Annotated in this window: 17 protein-coding genes; 14 read left to right on the plus strand and 3 right to left on the minus strand. The window is 69.3% G+C overall.

Annotated features, from left to right (window positions below; all coding sequences use genetic code 11):
• Positions 1-78 precede the first annotated feature (78 nt).
• The 5 genes from AB0917_RS09805 to AB0917_RS09825 all read left to right on the plus strand — a co-directional run bounded on the left by AB0917_RS09805 (position 79) and on the right by AB0917_RS09825 (position 4,244).
• The gene (locus AB0917_RS09805) at positions 79-528 is read left to right on the plus strand and encodes a hypothetical protein (RefSeq protein ID WP_366818981.1); all 450 of its coding nucleotides are present in this window, start codon (positions 79-81) and stop codon (positions 526-528) included.
• Positions 525-2,204: a hypothetical protein gene (locus AB0917_RS09810; protein WP_366818982.1), complete on the plus strand. Its 1,680-nt coding sequence runs from the start codon at positions 525-527 to the stop codon at positions 2,202-2,204. Before AB0917_RS09805 ends, AB0917_RS09810 begins: the two co-directional genes overlap by 4 nt.
• Positions 2,205-2,229: 25 nt before the next feature.
• A complete protein-coding gene (locus AB0917_RS09815) occupies positions 2,230-3,474 on the plus strand; it encodes a S8 family serine peptidase (RefSeq protein WP_366818983.1) in 1,245 nt (414 codons plus the stop codon).
• A 73-nt stretch (positions 3,475-3,547) separates the two neighbouring features.
• Complete coding sequence (locus AB0917_RS09820) at positions 3,548-3,910, plus strand: WXG100 family type VII secretion target (RefSeq protein ID WP_366818985.1); 363 nt, start codon at positions 3,548-3,550, stop codon at positions 3,908-3,910.
• A 34-nt stretch (positions 3,911-3,944) separates the two neighbouring features.
• On the plus strand, positions 3,945-4,244 hold the full coding sequence (locus tag AB0917_RS09825) for a WXG100 family type VII secretion target (protein ID WP_366818986.1): 300 nt from the start codon (positions 3,945-3,947) through the stop codon (positions 4,242-4,244).
• A gap of 239 nt (positions 4,245-4,483) precedes the next feature.
• On the opposite strand, the gene eccCa is transcribed toward AB0917_RS09825, so the two are convergent.
• The gene (gene eccCa / locus AB0917_RS09830) at positions 4,484-8,455 is read right to left on the minus strand and encodes a type VII secretion protein EccCa (protein ID WP_366818987.1); all 3,972 of its coding nucleotides are present in this window, start codon (positions 8,453-8,455) and stop codon (positions 4,484-4,486) included.
• 375 nt (positions 8,456-8,830) lie between these two features.
• On the opposite strand from eccCa, the gene eccD reads away from it, so the two are divergent.
• From eccD to AB0917_RS09860, 6 genes are all read left to right on the plus strand, one after another.
• Positions 8,831-10,333, plus strand: coding sequence for a type VII secretion integral membrane protein EccD (gene eccD, locus AB0917_RS09835; RefSeq protein ID WP_366818997.1), 1,503 nt, complete (start codon positions 8,831-8,833; stop codon positions 10,331-10,333).
• Positions 10,334-10,531: 198 nt separating this feature from the next.
• Positions 10,532-10,822, plus strand: a complete 291-nt coding sequence (gene rpsO / locus AB0917_RS09840) for a 30S ribosomal protein S15 (RefSeq protein WP_003965855.1) — start codon at positions 10,532-10,534, stop codon at positions 10,820-10,822.
• 289 nt (positions 10,823-11,111) lie between these two features.
• Positions 11,112-13,328, plus strand: coding sequence for a polyribonucleotide nucleotidyltransferase (locus tag AB0917_RS09845; RefSeq protein ID WP_366818998.1), 2,217 nt, complete (start codon positions 11,112-11,114; stop codon positions 13,326-13,328).
• A complete protein-coding gene (locus AB0917_RS09850) occupies positions 13,325-14,704 on the plus strand; it encodes a pitrilysin family protein (protein WP_366818988.1) in 1,380 nt (459 codons plus the stop codon). The genes AB0917_RS09845 and AB0917_RS09850 overlap by 4 nt, the downstream gene beginning before the upstream one ends.
• Before the next feature lie 33 nt (positions 14,705-14,737).
• Positions 14,738-15,490: a 4-hydroxy-tetrahydrodipicolinate reductase gene (gene dapB, locus AB0917_RS09855; RefSeq protein WP_366818989.1), complete on the plus strand. Its 753-nt coding sequence runs from the start codon at positions 14,738-14,740 to the stop codon at positions 15,488-15,490.
• A gap of 9 nt (positions 15,491-15,499) precedes the next feature.
• Entirely contained in the window at positions 15,500-15,997 is a 498-nt protein-coding gene (locus AB0917_RS09860; protein WP_366818990.1) for a tetratricopeptide repeat protein, read from the plus strand.
• A 79-nt stretch (positions 15,998-16,076) separates the two neighbouring features.
• On the opposite strand, the gene AB0917_RS09865 is transcribed toward AB0917_RS09860, so the two are convergent.
• Both AB0917_RS09865 and AB0917_RS09870 read right to left on the minus strand, forming a co-directional pair.
• On the minus strand, positions 16,077-16,628 hold the full coding sequence (locus AB0917_RS09865) for a hypothetical protein (protein WP_366818991.1): 552 nt from the start codon (positions 16,626-16,628) through the stop codon (positions 16,077-16,079).
• Between the two features lie 139 nt (positions 16,629-16,767).
• Entirely contained in the window at positions 16,768-17,007 is a 240-nt protein-coding gene (locus AB0917_RS09870) for a hypothetical protein (protein ID WP_366818992.1), read from the minus strand.
• Between the two features lie 216 nt (positions 17,008-17,223).
• On the opposite strand from AB0917_RS09870, the gene thyX reads away from it, so the two are divergent.
• From thyX to AB0917_RS09885, 3 genes are all read left to right on the plus strand, one after another.
• The gene (gene thyX, locus AB0917_RS09875; protein WP_366818993.1) at positions 17,224-17,961 is read left to right on the plus strand and encodes an FAD-dependent thymidylate synthase; all 738 of its coding nucleotides are present in this window, start codon (positions 17,224-17,226) and stop codon (positions 17,959-17,961) included.
• 152 nt (positions 17,962-18,113) lie between these two features.
• A complete protein-coding gene (dapA, locus tag AB0917_RS09880) occupies positions 18,114-19,013 on the plus strand; it encodes a 4-hydroxy-tetrahydrodipicolinate synthase (protein WP_366818994.1) in 900 nt (299 codons plus the stop codon).
• A gap of 140 nt (positions 19,014-19,153) precedes the next feature.
• A complete protein-coding gene (locus AB0917_RS09885; RefSeq protein WP_366818995.1) occupies positions 19,154-20,839 on the plus strand; it encodes a ribonuclease J in 1,686 nt (561 codons plus the stop codon).
• Positions 20,840-21,226: the final 387 nt, after the last annotated feature.

Genomic DNA, 21,226 nt, shown 5'->3' on the forward strand with positions numbered 1-21,226 from the left:
AGTGACTAGAGTTGCCGGTGAGATGGGCTCGGATCGCACCGGTGCGATAGCAACGCAGCACGATCCGAGCAAACGGGGATGCGGAACGGGGAGGACGGCATGGTGACCGGTACGGGGGACCTCAGGCGTGGCGTAGGCGCGCTGGAGACATTCAAGAAGCGGGTGGACTCCCTGCTCGCGGACCTCGAAGGCTCGGCGGCCGGCAGGTCGAAGGTGGCGGCCCAGACGGTGTCGCGCGCCTCCCTGAGCGGCCCGAACGCCCGCTTCGCCGAGGCGGACGGCCTCTACACCCAGTACAACCGCGTCCACGAGTCCCTGGTCTCGCTCTCCAAGTCGCTGGGCGACCAGATCGAGTACCTGAGCCTGGGCGTGCACGCGGCGGCGGTCGGCTTCGACAACGTGGACGACGAGACGCGGCGGCGCTTCCACGAGATCGAGACGCGCATGGACCGGGAGCGCGAGGAAGCCGCCAACCAGAAGCCGCGCAGTGACGACGACAGGTCCGGATCCGGGTGGGGCGCGAAGTGAGCGACGAGAAGCAGCCGGAGCTGACCCCGGCCGAACAGCACAAGCACGACGAGGGACGCGTCAGGACCCAACTCGTCGTCACCGACGCGACGGAGCTGGGAAGAGAGGTCCTGAGCTTCTTCGCCCCCGGGGGCGCAGCCAGAAGCGGCCGTACCTCCTTCGAGGGACACGACCTCAACGCCATCATCGACCTGGTGGAGAACTCCAACCCGGCGGACCTGGAGAACGCGGGCGAGGCGCTCTGGAAGGCCAGGGACGCGATCAAGAGCGCGGCGAAGGAGCTCGGCGACCACATCGACGGGGTCGACTGGCGGGGCGAATCCGGCGAGGCCTTCCGCACATGGGGCAAGGGCCTGGTCGCCCACGCCACCAGGCTCAGCGACTTCGCGGACGCGGCGGGCACGCAGATCACGGTGGCCGGCACCGGCCTGGCGTCGGTACGGAGCTCCATGCCGCCGCGCGACAGCCGGCTGATCCAGACGGACGTGGACGACATCCTGTTCCCGGCCCGGACCGAGACCAACCCGGCGTACGCGGCGGCCCTCACGGTGGAGAAGAACCGCCAGGAGGCCATCAACCAGATCAACCGGCTGGCGTCGTACTACGCGGTGTCGGAGGAGGTGCTGGCGGGGCAGGAGCCGCCTCGGTTCGATCAGAGGCTTGGTGTCAACGTGCCTAAGCCCAGCGGCAACGGGGAGCAGAATGCCGACGCTCTGGTGTCGCCTGCGGGCACGGGCACCCTGGGCCCGGGGGGAACCGCGTCAAGTGTGCCGGAACGCTCGACAGTCGGCGGGTCGGCCAGCACGGGTAGTGCGAGTGGACGGGCTCCGGTAGACGCTCTTGGACCTGCGCCTGTGCTGGACAAGAATGTGTCGACGGAGATCAACAGTGTCTCTGTCCCGACCGCTCCGAACACGATTGCCACCGCGCCGCCCCTATCGGTAACCAGCGGCTCAGCACCGGTCAATACGCCGACGCCGCCGATGGCGCCCAGCTTCGGGAACCCGGCAACGGCCAGCTACTCGCGGCCTGCGGGTTCACCGGCCGGGCCTCGGTCCGCCACCCAGACCGGTGTAGGTCTGGGCAAGGTGCCCCCTACCACTGCGCGTGCCACACCTGGGGGTGGCAGCGGCACGCCCGTTGGCCGACCGAGCCCCATGAGTAGTGCGCCATCAGCAAGTGGGCGCCCCGGTAGCAGTCCGCAGCTGCCCGCGGCCGGTCAGTCCGGTGTGATGGGCGGCCGCCCCATGCCGGCCCACGGAGGTACCCCCGCACCTGGCAGCTCCCGTACGGGACAGGGCAACGGCATTGTGGGCGGAACTCCGCAGCGGGCGACGTCCGCATCGTCCGGGGTCGGCGGGTCTCGTGCCGTGCCTCGGGGAACGGTGATCGGCGGAACCGGCGGGAGCGCCAACGCTCCCCGCGCCGGCCAGCGCGGCGCTCCGACTTCGGGCGCCAACGGAGTGGTCGGTGCCCCCCGAGGGACGTCGGGCTCCGGAGCCAAGGGCTTCACCGCTGGCGGTGCAGGGCTTGTCCGTGGCCCTGCCGGTCAGCGGAAGTCTGACAGGAAGGACGAGGAGAACACCGGGTCGACCCGTCCGGACTACCTGACGGAAGACGAAGAAACATGGGCGTCCCGACGGCGCGGAGCTGTGCCGCCGGTGGTCGAGCAGTAGCCCCAGGGAAGGTTCGGAAGTCGGGATGACAGCAGGAATGGGCCGGTCCCAGAAGCGTGTACTCGGTGCACTGGCGCTGGCTGCTTCGTGGAGCATCGTCTTTGCCGGAGCGGCACAGCCTGCCGCAGCTGCGGACGTGCAGTCCAAGCAGTGGTACCTCAGCGCGATGCAGGCTGAGGAAATGTGGAAGGTGACGACGGGCGAAGGCGTCAAAGTTGCTGTCATCGACACAGGTGTAAATGCCTCCACTCCGTCCCTGCAGGGGCAGGTCCTGAAAGGCACCGATGCCACGGTGGCCGAGGGCGACGAGTACGACGACTACAGCGGTCACGGCACGACGATGGCTGAACTGATCGCCGGGACGGGCAAAGGCGGGGGGTTGAAGGGGCTTGCCCCAGGCTCCAAGATCATTCCGGTGCGGATCAGTAATGACGAATTCCAGAAGAAGCCTTCCCTGAATACCACTGAATGGGCAGATGCTATCCGAGCTGCGGCTGACAGTGACGCGAAAATCATCAGCATGTCGTTCGGTGGCGAGTTCGGTGTGCATCGTGAGAGGGAGGCCGTAAAGTACGCGGAAAGTAAGGGCAAGCTCTTCTTTGCTAGTGTCGGCAACAATGCGGAGAAGGGTAACGCCGATCTCTATCCGGCCTCGTTCCCTCAGGTAGTGGGAGTTTCCTCGGCGGATAAGGACGGGAACGTCTCCAAGTTTTCACAGAATGGTAACTCTGTGAACATCGCCGCCCCGGGAAGTGATATTCCCCGGTGGTGCGATAACTCCTTCAAAAGTTATTGTGACGGAATCGGCGGAACCAGCTCCGCCACCGCCATCGCCTCCGCATCCGCAGCCCTTGTCTGGTCCGCCCACCCCGACTGGACCGCCAACCAGGTCCTCAACGTGCTCTTCGACACAGCCGGAAGGAGCTGGGAGAAGGGCACTCTCAGCAAGTACCTCGGCCACGGCCTCGTCCGCCCCGCGATGAACATCCTCAAGGGCGAGGGCGACCCCGGAGACCCGGACATCAGCCCTCTCACGGACGAGCCGACCAACGGCTCCCCGGCCTCGCCCGACCCCTCTGCCACGTCCTCCGCCCCCGCCTCCCAACAGCCCGCCCAGAACGAGAAGGCCGACGAGGCCGTCGCCGTGGGTGACAGCGAGAAGGCGGCGGAGGACGGCATCCCCGTGAGCCTGATCCTCGGCGGCATCGCAGTCGTCGCCGTCCTCGGGGGAGTGGTCTTCGCCGTCGTCCGCAGACGCGGCGCGGCCTGACCGCAGGTTCCTCACATGTACCGGCCGGCGATCCATGTCGGCCCGCAGAATCAACTGGAAGGAAAGGAAAGCCATGTCGGCAGACCAGAAAGTCTCAGCTCAAGCCCTCCTCAGGCTCGAGGGCGAGCTCACCGAGCGGTTCGACTCGGTGAAGGGCCAGCTCAAGCAGCTGCACGCGACGATCGACAGCCTGGAAGGTGCCTGGAAGGGCATCGGGGCCGGAGCGTTCAACGCGAAGCAGGTCCAGATCAACAACAACATGGTCGGCATCGGCAACGAGCTGCTGCGCTTCCAGGAGGCCATCAAGGCCGCCCGTACCATTTCGGGCAACAACGAAGAGGAGATCAAGGCGGCCCTCATGGGAGTGGACGTCGTCGACGGCTACTCGGGCGACGCCGGGGCCACGGCCCGGACCTCGAACCTGAACAACTTCTGACCGGTATTCCGTAACTCGACTGAAGGAGGACCACATGGCCGCCAACGACGGTACAACGGTCGTCACTTATGCCAGCCTCGATCTCGCGGCCGCGTCGATCGAGCGTCAGGCCAAGCAGCTCGACCAGGACCTCCGAGCGATCAAGACCATGATCGCCTCGGTCTCGGAGCTGTGGGAGGGCGAAGCCAAGACGGCCTACCGCGACGCGCAGAACCGGTGGGACGTGCAGGCGTCGGGCATCAAGGAGAACCTCTCCCAGATCTCGCGCGCCGTGCGCAACGCGGAGGCGGCCTACCGCAGCGGTGACAAGCGGGCGGCGGCGAACTTCCACTAGCCGGTCCGGCTGGAAGCAGGCCGCACGTAGAACGTCGGGCTGCACGTAGAGCGTCAGGCCGCACGTAGAACGTCGGGCTGCACACAGCACATCAGGGTGGACACGCGCGGGAGGTGTCCACCCTGATGTATGCCCGCCGTGCGCGCGTACGCCGACAACCGCTGCGGGCAGGGGGAGGGCCGGGGAGGGCTGGCTGCCAAAAAAGGCCCCCAGCAGCCGGCCCTCCCCGCCCCCGCCGTCTACTCCCCCCCGTCCACCAACCCCGTCTGCACCAACGGGTTCCCCCGCCGCCGCGTGATGAAGATGCCCCGCCCCGCCGGCATCGGCCGCGGTCGTACGCCGCCGAGGACGTCGCCCTCCATCGGGTCGCCCGACAGCAGCACACCCTGCGCGCCCAGCTCCGTCATGCGCTGGAGGAACGGGTCGTACAGCGCCCGGCTCGCCCCCGCCGTGTTGCGGGCGATGATGAAGCGGACGCCCACGTCACGGGCGAACGGCAGCAACTCCGTCAAGGACGACAGCGGGTTGCCGCTCGACGTGGCGACCAGGTCGAAGTCGTCGATGATCACGTAGACCGTCGGGCCGCGCCACCAGCTGCGGTCGCGCAGCTCCTGGGCCGTGACGTCGGCCGACGGGGTGCGGCGCTTCATGAGGTCGTGGAGCGCGACCATGTGGTGGTCCATGTTGTTGGACATGGGGATGTACTCCGCCAGGTGCGTCGGCGGGGTCACGTCCAGCAGGGAGCGCCGGTTGTCGATGACGAAGAGCTTGCAGGTGTCGCCGTCGTACCGCTCGGTGAGCTGCTTGACGACCAGCCGCAGCAGGTTGGACTTGCCCGACTCGCTCTCGCCGAAGACCAGGAAGAACGGGTCGTGGTCGAAGTCGACGAAGACCGGCGCGAGGTTGTTCTCGTCGATGCCGAAGGCGATCCCGCGCTCCGGAACGGCGTGGCCCGCGGGGAGTTCGGTCGCGGGCAGGGAGCGCGGCAGCAGGCGGACCTGCGGCGCCGGCGCGGCCGTCCAGTGCCGGGAGACCTCCTGGTTCATGGCGGCCGTCGCCTCGGACAGGTCGCTGTCGGAGTTGATGCCGTCGATCCGCGGGACCGCCGCCATGAAGTGCAGCTTCTCCGGCGTCAGCCCGCGCCCCGGCACCCCGGCGGGCACGTTGGCCGCGACCTTGCGGTCCAGCTCGGAGTCCATGACGTCGCCGAGCCGCAGCTCCAGGCGGTTCATGAGGTGGTCCTTGAGACTGGCCCTGACCTCCATGGACCGTGACGCGGTGACGATCAGGTGGATGCCGTAACCCAGGCCCCGCGCCGCGATGTCCACGGCGGCGTTCTCCAGGGCCTCGTAGTCCGTACGGAAGTTGCCCCAGCCGTCGATGATCAGGAAGACGTCGCCCCACGGCTGGTCCGTCACCGAGATCTCGCCGCGCTCCCGCATCCGGCGGAAGGTCGCGATGGAGTCGATCCCGGCGCTGCGGAAGTATTCCTCGCGCCGCGACAGGATGCCGTACACCTCGGCGACCGTACGGCGCACCCGCTCGGGGTCCAGCCGCGAGGCGACCCCGCCGACGTGCGGGAGGCCCGCGATGGACGACAGGCCGCCACCGCCGAAGTCGAGTCCGTAGAACTGGACTTCCTGTGGTGTGTGGGTCAGGGCGAAGCCCGCGATGAGCGTGCGGAGCAGAGTCGACTTGCCGGACTGCGGACCGCCGGTGATCTGCATGTGGCCGGCCGCCCCGGAGAAGTCCCGGTACAACGTGTCGCGCCGCTGCTCGAACGGCTTGTCGATCACGCCCAGGGGTACGACGAGACGCCCCGCCCCCTCGAACCCGGGCTGCGTCAGCCCGCGCCCCGGTACGGGCGAGAGCCCCGGCAGGATCTCGTCCAGCGTCGGCGGGTTGTCCAGCGGCGGGAGCCACACCTGATGGGCCGAGGCACCGCGCCCCTCCAGCCGGCGCACGATCACGTCCAGCACCGTGTCCGCCAGCGCGTCGTCGTCCGCCGCACGCTGCTCGGGCACCGCCGCCCGCGGGCTCGGCCGCACGTACCGCACCGGCACCGGCGCCGCCGTGAACGGAACCGGGCTGCGGTCCACCGGCAGCGGCCCCCCGGACGCGGCCGCCTGCTGGCCCCCCGCCCGGTACACCCCGGAGACGTACGCGGCCTTGAACCGCACCATCTCCTCCGTACCGAACTTGAGCAGCCCCGAACCGGGCACGTTGGGCAGGTGGTACGCGTCGGGCACCCCGATCGCCGCCCGGGACTCGGCCGCCGAGAAGGTCCGCAGACCGACGCGGTACGAGAGGTACGTCTCCAGACCGCGCAGCCGCCCCTCCTCCAGGCGCTGCGAGGCCAGCAGCAGATGCACGCCCAGCGAACGGCCGATGCGTCCGATCTGCACGAACATGTCGATGAAGTCGGGCTTGGCCGTCAGCAGTTCGCTGAACTCGTCGATGACCAGGACGAGCGAGGGGATGGGCTGCAACGGCGCACCGGCCGCGCGCGCCTTCTCGTAGTCGTGGATGTTGGCGTAGTTGCCCGCGTCGCGCAGCATCTCCTGGCGGCGGTTCAGCTCACCGCTGATGGAGTCGCCCATACGGTCGACCAGCGTCAGGTCGTCCGCGAGGTTGGTGATCACCGCGGCCACGTGGGGCATCTGTGCCATACCGGCGAAGGTCGCGCCGCCCTTGAAGTCCGCGAGGACGAAGTTGAGGGTCTCCGAGGTGTGGGTGACGGCCAGGCCGAGCACCAGCGTGCGCAGCAGCTCCGACTTCCCCGACCCCGTGGCGCCCACGCACAGCCCGTGCGGGCCCATGCCCTCCTGCGCCGCCTCCTTGAGGTCCAGCATCACCGGGGCGCCGCCCTCACCGACCCCGATCGGTACGCGCAGCCGCTCGGCCTGGGAGCGGGGGCGCCAGGTCCGGCTGACCTCGATGGAGGCCGCGTCCCCGAGGTTCAGCAGATCGGTGAACTCCAGGTTGGCCAGCAGCGGCTCGTCGTCGTCCCCGCCCGTCGCCATGTGCAGCGGGGCCAGCTGACGGGCCAGCGCCTCGGCAGCCTCGTAACTCAGCAGGTCGGGCACCCCGTCGTAGACGAGCCCCTGCCCCGACTCCAGTTGCAGCGACTGCGGCTGCACCACGACGGAGAGGCCGCCGCGCGCCCCCTGCACCTCGCCCGGCACGACCTCGATGACCGTCACGCCCTGGAGCCCCTCGGCCGAGGCGAGCACCGACATCGGGGGCACCGCGTCGCCGTCCAGGACGATGACGATGTGCGGCTGCTCCAGGAGCGGCTGGCCGCCGGGCTGGAAGCGGGGGCGGCCGTCGAGGCGGGCCGCCAGCTGCTGTTCGAGCTCCAGGACGGTGCCGGTGATCAGGCGCCGGCTGCCGGCACCGTCGACCGAACCCGTGTCCTGTACGTGGGGGAGCCACTTCGCCCACTCCCACTGCGGGGCCGCCTCCGCGCCCGCCGCGATCCCGATCACCAGGTCCTCGGGGGAGTGCAGCGAGGCCAGGGCGCCGACCATCGCCCGCGCCGAGGAGCGCGCGGAGTCCGCGTGGCCGCTGATCGTCAGGTGGTAGAACGCCCGCAGCGACACGGCCATCGGCAGACCGTCCAGCGTGGAGTGCGTCGTCAGGAACTGCTGCATCGCCCCGGCGGTCAGCGGCTCCAGCTCCTCGACCGGCGCCGTCTCGGGCGCGACCAGGGGCGTGGCCAGCTCCTGGCTGCCCAGACCGATGCGCACCTGCGCGAAGTCCGAGTCGGCGACCCGCCGCTCCCACACCCGGCTGCCCTCGGCGACGAGCGCCCACAGCTGCTCGGGCGAGGGGTGCAGATGGAACTGCGCGTCACGCTGCTTGCGCGCCGTCTTCACCACCGTGCGCCGGGTCTGCGTCAGGTACTTCAGATAGTCCCGTCGCATGTCCGCGAGCTGGCCCTGCGTGCCCCGCCGGAAACGCACCAGCATGGCGATGGCCATGGCCACCGTCGAGGCGATCATGATCACGCCCATGATCCGCATGATCGGGTTCGGCGTCATGAAGAAGAAGACGACGGAACCACCCATGCCCAGCATCGGCAGGAGCTGCATCAGAGCGCCCTCCTGCTGACCGCGGGGCAGCTCCGGAGGAGATTGCAACTGCACCTGCTCGACCGGCACTTCGGAGGGCAGGGCCCGCGGTGGGCGCTTGACGACGATCTGGCTCACAGCTCACCAATTCCCTTGCCGGACGGAAGTGTTCCTATCGGCGCCCCCGTGGCGACGGGCTCCATCCGCGGGATGGATCCTACTGGCGGAGCGGGTGCCGCATGGCGGTAGGGTGTCGCGATGCGTATACGCATCCGCTAACTACCGCAAGAAGGCGGTCATTCGGGACGCGGGGCGAAATCCACGGTCCTGAAGGGTGTTTCCGGCAGAAGTTCCGAAAGCGGCACACAGCGGTTCGGGGAAACGGCACACAGCGGTTCCGGAAAGCGGCGCACAGCGGTTCCGGAACAACCGCCGGCACCCACCGTGACGCCGAGCACCAGAGCAGCGGGCAACAGCCAGAGCAGCAGGCAACAGGGGGAGCAGCAGGTGACAATGACGGCCCAGACGGCAGCCACCACGACCGGCCGGCCGAGTCACGGGGTCGCGTCCGGCAACAGCACGGGCTTCTGCCGGGTCACGGTCGTCGCCCCCGACAGCCGGGTCGACGTGGCGTTGCCCGAGGACGTGCCCGTCGCCGATCTCTACCCCGAGATCCTCCGCCTCTCCGGACAGGGCCCCGCCCCCGGCGCCCCCGTCGGCTACCACCTCGTACGCCGCGACGGCACCGTCCTGGACAGCGCCCGTACGCTGGCCGGCCACCGCATCCTCGACGGCGAGCTGCTCTCCCTGCGGCCCTTCTCCGAGTCGCTGCCGCCCGCCGTCTTCGACGACGTCTCCGACGCCGTCGCCACCGCCGTGGCCAAGGACCGCACGCTCTGGGGCGACTCCCTCATGCGCGGCGCCGGCCTCTTCGGCGGGTCCGTCCTGCTGAGCCTGCTCGGCTTCGTGCTCTGGACGGCCGACCCCCGGCACGACATGCACGGGCTGCCCGGCATCCTGGCCGCGGTCACCGCCGTACTCCTGCTCGCCCTCGCCTGCGTACGCGCACGGGTCTACGACGACCGGGGCTCGTCCATCGCGCTGGGCACCGGAGCGCTGGTGAACGCCGCGGTCGCCGGCTCCGGGCTGCTCTCGCTCAGCGCGGGCCAAGGCGTGGGGCGGCTGCAGTTCCTGCTCGCCTGCGCCGCCGTGCTGGTGGTGTCGGTCATCCTCATGATCACCGCACCCGGCGGCGACGGGCCGTTCGTCGCGTTCGTCTTCGCGAGCGCCACCGGCCTCGTGGTCACCTTCATCGCGATCACGGCGGAGCTGAAGCCCACCGAGGCCGCCGCCGTCTGCGCCCCCTTCGCCGTGGGCGCCCTGGCCTTCCTGCCCGGCCTCTCCACCCGCTTCGCCCGCCTCCCCATCGGCTTCGAACCGCCCCGCTCCGCCGTCGGCGACTACGGCACCTCCGACCCGGCCCCCCAGGGCCCGGTCGACGCCGTACGGATCGCCGCCCAGGCCCGCCGCGGCCACGAGCTGCTCCTCGGCCTGGTCGGCGGCTGCGCACTGGTGGCCGTGGCCGCCGCCGCCGTACTGGGCTTCTCGGACAACGTCTGGGGCCAGCTCCTCGCCCTGGCCACCGGCATCGCCCTGCTGATGCGCGCCCACCTGTTCCGCTACACCGCACAGGTCGGCTGCACCCTCGCGGCGGGCCTCGGCTCCCTCGTACTCCTGGGCCTCGGCCTCTCCCTCAACCCGCCGCTCACCCTGGTGCGCGACGCCCTGCGGGGGGACTCCACCGCCCTGGACATCCGTACGGTGTGGCTCGCCGCCGCCGTCGCGGGCGTCGCCGCCCTGATCACCGCCATCGGCCTGATCGTGCCGCGCAAGGGGGTGACCCCGTTCTGGGGCCGCTTCCTGGAGATCGCCGAGACGGTGGTCCTGCTCACCCTGCTGCCGCTCTGCCTCGCGGTCTTCGACGTCTACCGCTCGATCCGGGCCCTCACCAGCTGACGAGAGAGCCGACCGGTTCGCCACCGTCCGGGTGTGACCCGAATGGCTGGTACTGTGACCAGTGGCCGTTTGTGTACGCCTCTCCGGGTCATCCTGGGGACTGCGCTCATCGGACCTTCGCCTCCGAGTCACGGAAGCTCCCCTGAGATCAAGACCAGGGGCACTCGTGGGCGCTTCGAACACCAAAGAGGAGTACGCGTGCCGCTCGACGCCGCTACGAAGAAGCAGATCATGTCCGAGTTCGCCCAGAAGGAGGGTGACACCGGATCCCCCGAGGTCCAGGTCGCCATGCTCTCCCGCCGGATCTCGGACCTGACGGAGCACCTCAAGACGCACAAGCACGACCACCACTCCCGTCGTGGTCTGCTGATCCTGGTCGGCCAGCGTCGCCGCCTCCTGCAGTACCTGGCCAAGAAGGACATCCAGCGCTTCCGCGCGCTGGTCGACCGCCTCGGCATCCGCCGCGGTGCGGCCGGCGGCGCCAAGTAAGTACGTCGTGGAGAGGGAGCGGTTCCCGCGTCTGAGGGGACCGCTCCCTTTGCCGTACGTGCACGACCGGTGTCAAGCTCAGTAACCTGGATACCGGAACACCAGCAACACCACCGCAACACGAGGGAGAGGCGCAGCGACGCCGCCGCCGGTCCTCGGTAGTGGCCCCCGGGAAAATGCCCGGGAGCTTCGATCGAAGACCGGCCCGCACACACGGTGCGCTTCTCCCGCACCGTCCTCCGCCACACGGGCGGCAGGACGAAAGACGACGAGTATGGAGAAATCACTAGTGGAGAACGAGACCCACTACGCCGAGGCCGTTATCGACAACGGAACCTTCGGCACCCGCACCATCCGCTTCGAGACGGGCCGCCTGGCCAAGCAGGCCGCAGGCTCCGCCGTCGCGTACCTGGACGACGACACCATGGTGCTGTCGGCCACCACCGCTTCCAAGCGGCCCAAGGACAACCTCGACTTCTTCCCCCTCACGGTGGACGTCGAGGAGCGGCAGTACGCGGCCGGCAAGATCCCCGGCTCCTTCTTCCGTCGTGAGGGCCGGCCCTCCGAGGACGCGATCCTCACCTGCCGCCTGATCGACCGCCCGCTGCGCCCCTCCTTCAAGAAGGGCCTGCGCAACGAGATCCAGATCGTCGAGACGATCATGGCGCTCAACCCCGACCACCTGTACGACGTGGTCGCGATCAACGCCGCCTCCTGCTCCACCATCCTGGCGGGCCTGCCCTTCTCCGGCCCGATCGGCGCCACCCGCGTCGCCCTGATCAAGGGCCAGTGGGTCGCGTTCCCGACGCACACCGAGCTCGAGGACGCCGTCTTCGACATGGTCGTCGCCGGTCGCGTCCTGGAGGACGGCGACGTCGCGATCATGATGGTCGAGGCCGAGGCCACCGAGAAGACCATCCAGCTCGTCAAGGACGGCGCCGAGGCTCCCACCGAGGAGATCGTCGCCGCCGGTCTGGACGCCGCGAAGCCCTTCATCAAGGTGCTCTGCAAGGCCCAGTCCGACCTCGCCTCCAAGGCCGCCAAGCCGGTCGGCGAGTTCCCGGTCTTCCTGGACTACCAGGACGACGTCTTCGACGCGCTGGCCAAGGCCGTCACCTCCGAGCTGACGCAGGCGCTCACCATCGCCGGCAAGCAGGACCGCGAGGCCGAGCTGGACCGCGTCAAGGAGATCGCCGCCGAGAAGCTCCTCCCGGCCTTCGAGGGCCGCGAGAAGGAGATCTCCGCCGCGTACCGCTCGCTGACCAAGAAGCTGGTCCGCGAGCGCGTCATCAAGGACAAGGTCCGCATCGACGGCCGTGGCGTCACGGACATCCGTACGCTCGCCGCCGAGGTCGAGGCCATCCCGCGCGTGCACGGCTCGGCGCTGTTCGAGCGTGGCGAGACCCAGATCCTGGGCGTCACCACCCTCAACATGCTCCGCATGGAGCAGCAGCTGGACACCCTCTCCCCGGTGACCCGCAAGCGCTACATGCACAACTACAACTTCCCGCCGTACTCCGTCGGCGAGACCGGCCGCGTGGGCTCGCCCAAGCGCCGCGAGATCGGCCACGGCGCGCTCGCCGAGCGCGCCATCGTGCCGGTGCTCCCCTCGCGCGAGGAGTTCCCCTACGCGATCCGCCAGGTCTCCGAGGCGCTGGGCTCCAACGGCTCGACGTCCATGGGCTCGGTCTGCGCCTCCACCATGTCGCTGCTGAACGCCGGTGTGCCGCTCAAGGCCGCCGTCGCCGGTATCGCCATGGGCCTGATCTCGCAGGAGATCGACGGCAAGACCCACTACGTCGCCCTCACCGACATCCTCGGTGCGGAGGACGCCTTCGGCGACATGGACTTCAAGGTCGCCGGTACGAAGCAGTTCGTGACCGCGCTCCAGCTCGACACCAAGCTCGACGGCATCCCCGCCTCGGTCCTGGCCGCCGCGCTGAAGCAGGCCCGTGACGCGCGTCTGCACATCCTGGACGTCATGAACGAGGCCATCGACGTCCCGGACGAGATGTCCCCGAACGCCCCGCGGATCATCACCGTCAAGATCCCGGTGGACAAGATCGGTGAGGTCATCGGCCCCAAGGGCAAGATGATCAACCAGATCCAGGAGGACACCGGCGCCGACATCACGATCGAGGACGACGGCACCATCTACATCGGTGCCCAGCAGGGTTCGCAGGCCGAGGCCGCCCGCGCCACGATCAACGCGATCGCCAATCCGACCATGCCGGAGGTCGGCGAGCGCTACCTGGGCACGGTCGTCAAGACGACCACCTTCGGTGCGTTCGTCTCGCTCATGCCCGGCAAGGACGGCCTGCTGCACATCTCGCAGATCCGCAAGCTCGCCGGTGGCAAGCGCGTGGAGAACGTCGAGGACGTGCTCGGCGTCGGCGCCAAGGTCCAGGTCGAGATCGCCGAGATCGACTCGCGCGGCAAGCTCTCCCTGATCCCGGTCGTCGAGGGTGAAGACGAGGACGAGAAGAAGGACGACACCGACAAGTGACGTCCCGTAGTTCCGCGACGACGGCCCGCCCCTCCTCCGAGGGGCGGGCCGTCGCCCGTACCCAAACGCTCCTCAAGGGCACAGGCGGCATCGGCACCGTCCGCCGCACCGTCCTCCCCGGCGGTCTGCGGATCGTCACCGAGACCCTGCCCTCCGTCCGGTCCGCCACCTTCGGAATCTGGGCCAACGTCGGTTCACGCGACGAGACGCCCACCCTGAACGGCGCGACCCACTACCTCGAACACCTCCTCTTCAAGGGCACCGCCAAGCGCACCGCCCTCGACATCTCCTCCGCCATCGACGCGGTCGGCGGCGAGATGAACGCCTTCACGGCGAAGGAGTACACCTGCTACTACGCGCGGGTCCTGGACACCGACCTGCCGCTCGCCATCGACGTGGTCTGCGACATGCTGACCGGCTCGCTGATCGCCCCCGAGGACGTCGACGCCGAGCGCGGCGTCATCCTCGAGGAGATCGCGATGACCGAGGACGACCCGGGCGACTGCGTGCACGACCTGTTCGCGCACACCATGCTCGGCGACACCCCCCTCGGCCGCCCGGTCCTCGGCACCGTCGACACGATCAACGCGCTGAACCGAGGCCAGATCGCCCGCTTCTACAAGAAGCACTACGACCCCACGCACCTGGTCGTCGCCGCCGCCGGCAACGTCGACCACGCCACGGTCGTACGCCAGGTCCGCAAGGCCTTCGAACGCGCCGGCGCCCTCTCCCGTACGGACGCCGTCCCCATGGCGCCCCGCGAGGGCTCCCGCACCCTGCGCACCGCGGGCAAGGTGGAGCTGCTCAACCGCAAGACCGAGCAGGCCCACGTGGTCCTCGGCATGCCCGGCCTCGCCCGCACCGACGAGCGCCGCTGGGCGCTCGGCGTCCTCAACACCGCCCTCGGCGGCGGCATGAGCTCGCGCCTCTTCCAGGAGGTACGGGAGAAGCGCGGCCTGGCCTACAGCGTGTACTCGTACACCTCGGGCTTCGCCGACTGCGGCCTCTTCGGCGTCTACGCGGGCTGCCGGCCCAGCCAGGTCCACGACGTCCTGAAGCTCTGCCGCGACGAGCTGGACCGGGTCGCCACCCACGGCCTGGACGACGACGAGATCACCCGCGCCATCGGGCAGCTCTCCGGCTCCACCGTCCTCGGCCTGGAGGACACCGGCGCGCTGATGAACCGTATCGGCAAGAGCGAGCTGTGCTGGGGCGAGCAGATGTCGGTGGACGACATGCTGGCCCGTATCGCGGAGGTCACTCCCGACGACGTACGGGAGGTGGCGGGCGAGCTCCTCACCCACCGCCCCTCGCTCTCGGTCATCGGCCCGCTCAAGGACAAGCAGGCGGACCGCCTCCACGAAGCGGTCTCCTGATCCGAAGCGCTCGCACTCCCTAAGGAAGACAAGATGAGCAAGCTGCGCGTAGCCGTTCTCGGTGCCCAGGGCCGGATCGGCTCCGAGGCCGTACGGGCCGTCGAGGCCGCCGACGACCTGGAGCTGGTGGCGGCCCTGGGCCGGGGCGACAAGCTGGAGGCCCTCGCCGAGGCGGGCGCCCAGGTCGCCGTCGAGCTGACCACCCCCGCGTCGGTCATGGGCAACCTCGACTTCTGCGTCCGGCACGGCATCCACGCCGTCGTCGGCACCACGGGCTGGACCGACGAACGGCTCGCGCAGCTGACCACCTGGCTGGAGAACTCCCCGGAGACCGGCGTCCTGATCGCCCCGAACTTCTCCATCGGCGCGGTCCTGACCATGAAGTTCGCCGAGCAGGCCGCCCGCTACTTCGAGTCCGTCGAGGTCGTCGAGCTGCACCACCCCAACAAGGTCGACGCCCCCTCCGGCACCGCGACCCGCACCGCCCAGCTCATCGCGGCGGCCCGCGCCAAGGCGGGCAGCGCCCCCCAGCCGGACGCCACCACCACCGCCCTGGACGGCGCGCGCGGCGCGGACGTCGACGGCGTCCCGGTCCACGCGATCCGCCTCCGCGGACTGCTCGCCCACCAGGAAGTGCTGCTCGGCGGCGAGGGCGAGACCCTCACCATCCGCCACGACTCCCTCCACCACAGCAGCTTCATGCCGGGCATCCTGCTCGGCGCCCGCCGCGTGGTGACCACTCCCGGCCTCACCTTCGGCCTGGAACACTTCCTCGACCTGAACTGACGGGCCCCCATGCGCGCGAAGATCACCTACATCGTCACGGCCGCCGTCCTCGTCTTCTACTTCGTCCTGGTCGGCAGCCGCGGCCTGATGCTCATCCGGCACGGCACGCTGCTCACGGTCACGTTCGGCGTCGCCGTACTGATCCTGCCGGTGATCGGGATCTGGTTCCTCTGGAAGAACACCCAGTTCGTCCGGCGGGCCAACGCGCTCGCCGCCGAACTGGACGCGGAGGGCGGCCTGCCGGTCGACGACCTGGCCCGCACCCCGTCCGGCCGCATCGACCGGGACGCCGCCGACGCGGTCTTCACCCGGCGCCGGGAGGAGACGGAGGACGCCCCGGACGACTGGCGCGCCTGGTTCCGGCTGGCGGTCGCCTACCAGGACGCGAGGGACACCCCGAGGGCCCGCAAGGCCATGCAGAGGGCCATCGCGCTGCACAGAGCCCGTCCGGCCGCACCTGCGGCTCCGTCCGGCGAGCCCGCGCCTTCCGGCCCGTCCGGCGCCTGAGGGCACCTTCCACGCCGTACGCAGATGAGCCCGGGACCCTCGCAAGGGTCCCGGGCTCATCCACGTACACGGCGACGGCTCACCCGTGGCGGTATTCGTCCGCCCAGGCCTCCACGGCGTCGGTGGCCCGCTCGAAGGCCTCCTCGCGCCCGAGGAAGTCCGCGTTGTGGTCGGAGGCCAGCGGCGGCAGCGTCTCACCGTTCTGCCGGGTCACGATCAGGGCCTGACCCTGCACCGTACGAGGCAGCCCCAGCCACTTCACGGGCTGCTGGACCGTACGGACGGAGGCGGTGGCCCCCCACGGCACCGTGGTGGTCCGGAAGAACCCCACGCGCCGCACACCGTGCCGGCTGACCCACGCGCCGACCCGCAGGAGCCGCAGGGCGGCACCGATCAGCGCACCCGCGAGCAGCAGACACGCGGTGGCTCCGGAAGGCGCTCCGGCGACACCGATGATCATGGCCGCGAGCAGAACGAACGAGGCCAGCAACAACAAAGTGGCCGCCGCCGCGACCCGCCACGGGCCGGGACGGTAGGGCCGCCGCCAGCTGTCGTGGTCGTCGAACGGCAGCGCAACGTCCTCCGCGCTCGCATCGAATGCGCGGTCGGCCGTCAGAAAGGGCAGGGGCACGACTCATCCTCACTCACAAGCACGCTCGATTGCTGTGCCCGGTGAGGCTACCGAGGCCGCCCCCGGCCCGACCACCCCAGGGGGTCCGTACGAGTAGCCGGCGGGCCCTGGAGACCGGTCGGCGGCCCCGGCGGACCGGTCAGCGGCCCTGGGACGCCTCGGACTGCTTGCCCTGCGAGGCGGACTGACCGGAGTCGAGCGCCGGGATACCCAGCAGCAGCGACCCCACGAGCCCGGCGACCACGGTCAGCCCGACGAGGGAGCGCCCGAGCAGCTCGGGCACGCTGGCGCGGGGGGAGGGGGGAGGAGTGACGTTACTGCGGAATCGGTCGGCCTCGGCGACGAACGAGAACGGGACGGATTCACGCCGGCGGAACATGAGGAAACTCTCCTTGATCTCAGAGGCGGGTGCTGCTAATGAGTCAGACGTACGACAGCCCCGATCGGTGCCCCGAAACGCCGTAACGTTTCAAGGACTCCACGAACGGCTGCCCGAGCCTGCCGTTTGCATGCGTCCGTGCACATGCACGGACGCATGCAAACGGCCCGTAGAGTGGTCGCCGCCCGAGCGCAGCCCCTGGAAGGACCCCCGCCGGTGACCGACACCCCCGAACCCGCAAAGCCCCACTTCCGCAGCGATGTCACCGTTGAGCTGGTGAAGAGCGCCGCCGGCGACGCGGACGTGCTGTTCGCCGCCCGGGTCTCCACGGCCGGCGAGCAGTCGCTGGAAGAGGTCACCAAGGACCCGGAGCGGTCCAAGGGGCTCATCAACTACCTCATGCGGGACCGGCACGGAAGCCCGTTCGAGCACAACTCGATGACCTTCTTCATCAGCGCCCCGATCTTCGTCTTCCGCGAGTTCATGCGGCACCGCGTGGGCTGGTCGTACAACGAGGAATCGGGCCGCTACAGGGAGCTGGAGCCGGTCTTCTACGTCCCGGGAACCTCCCGCAAGCTGGTCCAGCAGGGCCGCCCCGGCAAGTACGAGTTCGTCGAGGGCACCGAGGAGCAGTACGACCTCACGACCCGCGCCATGGAGGACTCCTACCGGGCCTCCTACGCGGCCTACCAGGAGATGCTGGCGGAGGGCGTGGCCCGCGAGGTCGCCCGCGCGGTGCTCCCGGTCGGCCTCTTCTCCTCCATGTACGCCACGTGCAACGCGCGGTCCCTGATGCACTTCCTGGGCCTGCGCACCCAGCACGAGCTGGCGAAGGTCCCGTCCTTCCCGCAGCGCGAGATCGAGATGGTCGGCGAGCAGATGGAAGCCCACTGGGCGCAGCTCATGCCGCTCACTCATGCGGCCTTCAACAAAAATGGACGAGTAGCCCCGTAAGCGGTGTCCGTATTGCGGCGTTTCGAGAAGTTCATCTAGGCTGATCAAACGGACCCGGCACTGCTTGAACCCCCGAGCAGGCAGTGCCGGGCTCCTCTTCCCCGTCCCCCCGAGGGGGGACCACGCGCTGAGCAGCGAGTAGCGTGTTACCCATGGCTCCGATCTCCACTCCGCAGACCCCCTTCGGGCGGGTCCTCACCGCTATGGCCACGCCCTTCACGGCGGACGGCGCTCTCGACCTCGACGGCGCCCAGCGGCTCGCCACCCATCTGGTGGACGCAGGCAACGACGGACTGATCGTCAACGGCACCACCGGTGAGTCCCCGACCACCAGTGACGCGGAGAAGGACCAGCTCGTACGGGCGGTGCTCGAAGCGGTAGGAGACCGGGCGCACGTCGTCGCCGGCATCGGCACCAACGACACCCGGCACAGCGTGGACCTGGCCCGCACCGCCGAGCGCACCGGTGCCCACGGGCTCCTCGCCGTCACGCCGTACTACAACAAGCCGCCGCAGGAGGGCCTCCTGCGGCACTTCACGGCCATCGCCGACTCCACCGGCCTGCCCGTGATGCTGTACGACATCCCCGGCCGCAGCGGGGTCCCGATCGACACGGAGACCCTCGTACGGCTGGCCGACCACCCGCGGATCGTCGCCAACAAGGACGCCAAGGGGGACCTGGGCCGCGCCAGCTGGGCCATCGCCCAGTCCGGCCTCGCCTGGTACTCCGGCGACGACATGCTGAACCTCCCGCTCCTCTCGGTCGGCGCCGTCGGTTTCGTCTCCGTCGTCGGCCATGTGGTCACCCCGGACCTGCGGGCGCTGATCGAGGCCCACCTGAGTGGCGACGTCCAGAAGGCCACCGAGATCCACCAGAAGCTGCTCCCGGTCTTCACCGGCATGTTCCGCACCCAGGGTGTGATCACCACCAAGGCCGCGCTGACGCTCCAGGGCCTCCCCGCCGGTCCGCTGCGGCTGCCCCTGGTGGAGCTCACCGCCCAGGAGACGGCGCAGCTCAAGATCGACCTGGCCGCCGGCGGGGTACAGCTGTAACCACAGACTTCACAACTGAATGACGAGAACGAGCGAGGCACCTCGCGAAGAGCACGCCCCCAAGACAACAGCAAGTGCACGAATGACACGCGCGCCACGTGCCTCAGCGGTACGTGGCGCGTGTGGTTAAGGAGAGTCTTTTGAGCCATCCGCATCCTGAACTCGGTACCCCCCCGAAGCTCCCGAAGGGCGCCCTGCGGGTCACCCCGCTCGGCGGCCTGGGCGAGATCGGCCGCAACATGACGGTCTTCGAGTACGGCGGACGCCTGCTCATCGTCGACTGCGGCGTCCTCTTCCCCGAGGAGGAGCAGCCGGGCATCGACCTGATCCTGCCGGACTTCACCACGATCCGGGACCGCCTGGACGACATCGAGGGCATCGTCCTCACGCACGGCCACGAGGACCACATCGGCGGCGTGCCCTACCTCCTCCGGCTGAAGGCGGACATCCCCCTCATCGGCTCCAAGCTGACCCTCGCGCTCATCGAGGCGAAGCTCCAGGAGCACCGCATCCGCCCGTACACCCTCGAAGTCACCGAGGGCCAGCGCGAGCGCATCGGCGTCTTCGACTGCGAGTTCATCGCGGTCAACCACTCGATCCCGGACGCCCTCGCGGTCGCCATCCGCACCCCCGCGGGCATGGCCGTGGCCACCGGTGACTTCAAGATGGACCAGCTCCCGCTGGACGGCCGTCTCACCGACCTGCACGCGTTCGCCCGGCTGAGCGAGGAGGGCATCGACCTCCTCCTCTCCGACTCCACGAACGCCGAGGTCCCCGGCTTCGTACCGCCCGAGCGGGACATCTCCAACGTCCTGCGCACGGTCTTCGCCAACGCCCAGAAGCGCATCATCGTGGCGAGCTTCGCCAGCCACGTGCACCGCATCCAGCAGATCCTGGACGCCGCCCACGAGTACGGCCGCAGGGTCGCCTTCGTCGGCCGCTCGATGGTCCGCAACATGGGCATCGCCCGCGACCTCGGCTACCTGAAGGTGCCCGCGGGCCTGGTGGTCGACGTGAAGACCCTGGACGACCTCCCGGACGACGAGGTCGTGCTGGTCTGCACGGGTTCGCAGGGCGAGCCGATGGCGGCCCTCTCCCGGATGGCCAACCGCGACCACCAGATCCGGATCGTCCCGGGCGACACGGTGATCCTGGCGTCGTCCCTGATCCCGGGCAACGAGAACGCGGTCTACCGCGTGATCAACGGCCTGACCCGCTGGGGAGCCAACGTCGTCCACAAGGGCAACGCCAAGGTCCACGTCTCGGGCCACGCCTCGGCCGGCGAGCTGCTGTACTTCTACAACATCTGCAAGCCGAAGAACCTGATGCCGGTCCACGGCGAATGGCGCCACCTGCGGGCCAACGCCGAGCTGGGAGCCCTCACGGGCGTCCCGAAGGACCACATCGTCATCGCCGAGGACGGCGTGGTCGTCGACCTGATCGACGGCAAGGCCAAGATCGTCGGCAAGGTCCAGGCCGGTTACGTCTACGTCGACGGCCTCTCCGTGGGCGACGTCACCGAGACCTCCCTCAAGGACCGCCGCATCCTGGGCGACGAGGGCATCATCTCGGTCTTCATCGTGGTCGACAGCTCCTCCGGCAAGATCGTGGGCGGCCCCCACATCCAGGCCAGGGGCTCCGGCATCGACGACAGCGCTTTCGTCGGCGTCGCCCCGAAGATCCAGGAAGCCCTGGACAAGTCGGCGCAGGACGGCGTCATGGAGCCCCACCAGCTCCAGCAGATGGTCCGCCGGGTGGTCGGCAAGTGGGTCTCCGACACCTACCGCCGGCGCCCGATGATCCTCCCGGTCGTCGTCGAGGTCTGACCCTCCTGACCAGCCCGTACGGGAGCGGGGCGCCTCGATTTGCATCGGGGCGCCCCGCTCCAGTACGTTTGCGGTTCCGCCTGACCGGGAAGCACCGGGCACACTCGTGTGCCGGGGACACCCCGACGAGGCGGGAATTCCGACTCAGAATCTCTGATAAAGTCGGGTCCGCCGAAAGGCAAGGCCACTCCACAGGCCACCGGAATTCAGATTCGGACCGGAAACGGAACGGAAAAAGAGTCTGGTAAAGTTGGAACCGCCGGAAAGGGAAAACGCGAAAGCGAAGAACCTCGAAAGCGCCCCGCTTCGACCGGGAATCGGACACGGAAGAGTCTGATAGAGTCGGAAACGCAGGAAAGAAGAAAACGAAGGGAAGCGCCCGGAGGG

Source organism: Streptomyces sp. NPDC007346, assembly GCF_040703535.1.
Classification (GTDB): domain Bacteria; phylum Actinomycetota; class Actinomycetes; order Streptomycetales; family Streptomycetaceae; genus Streptomyces.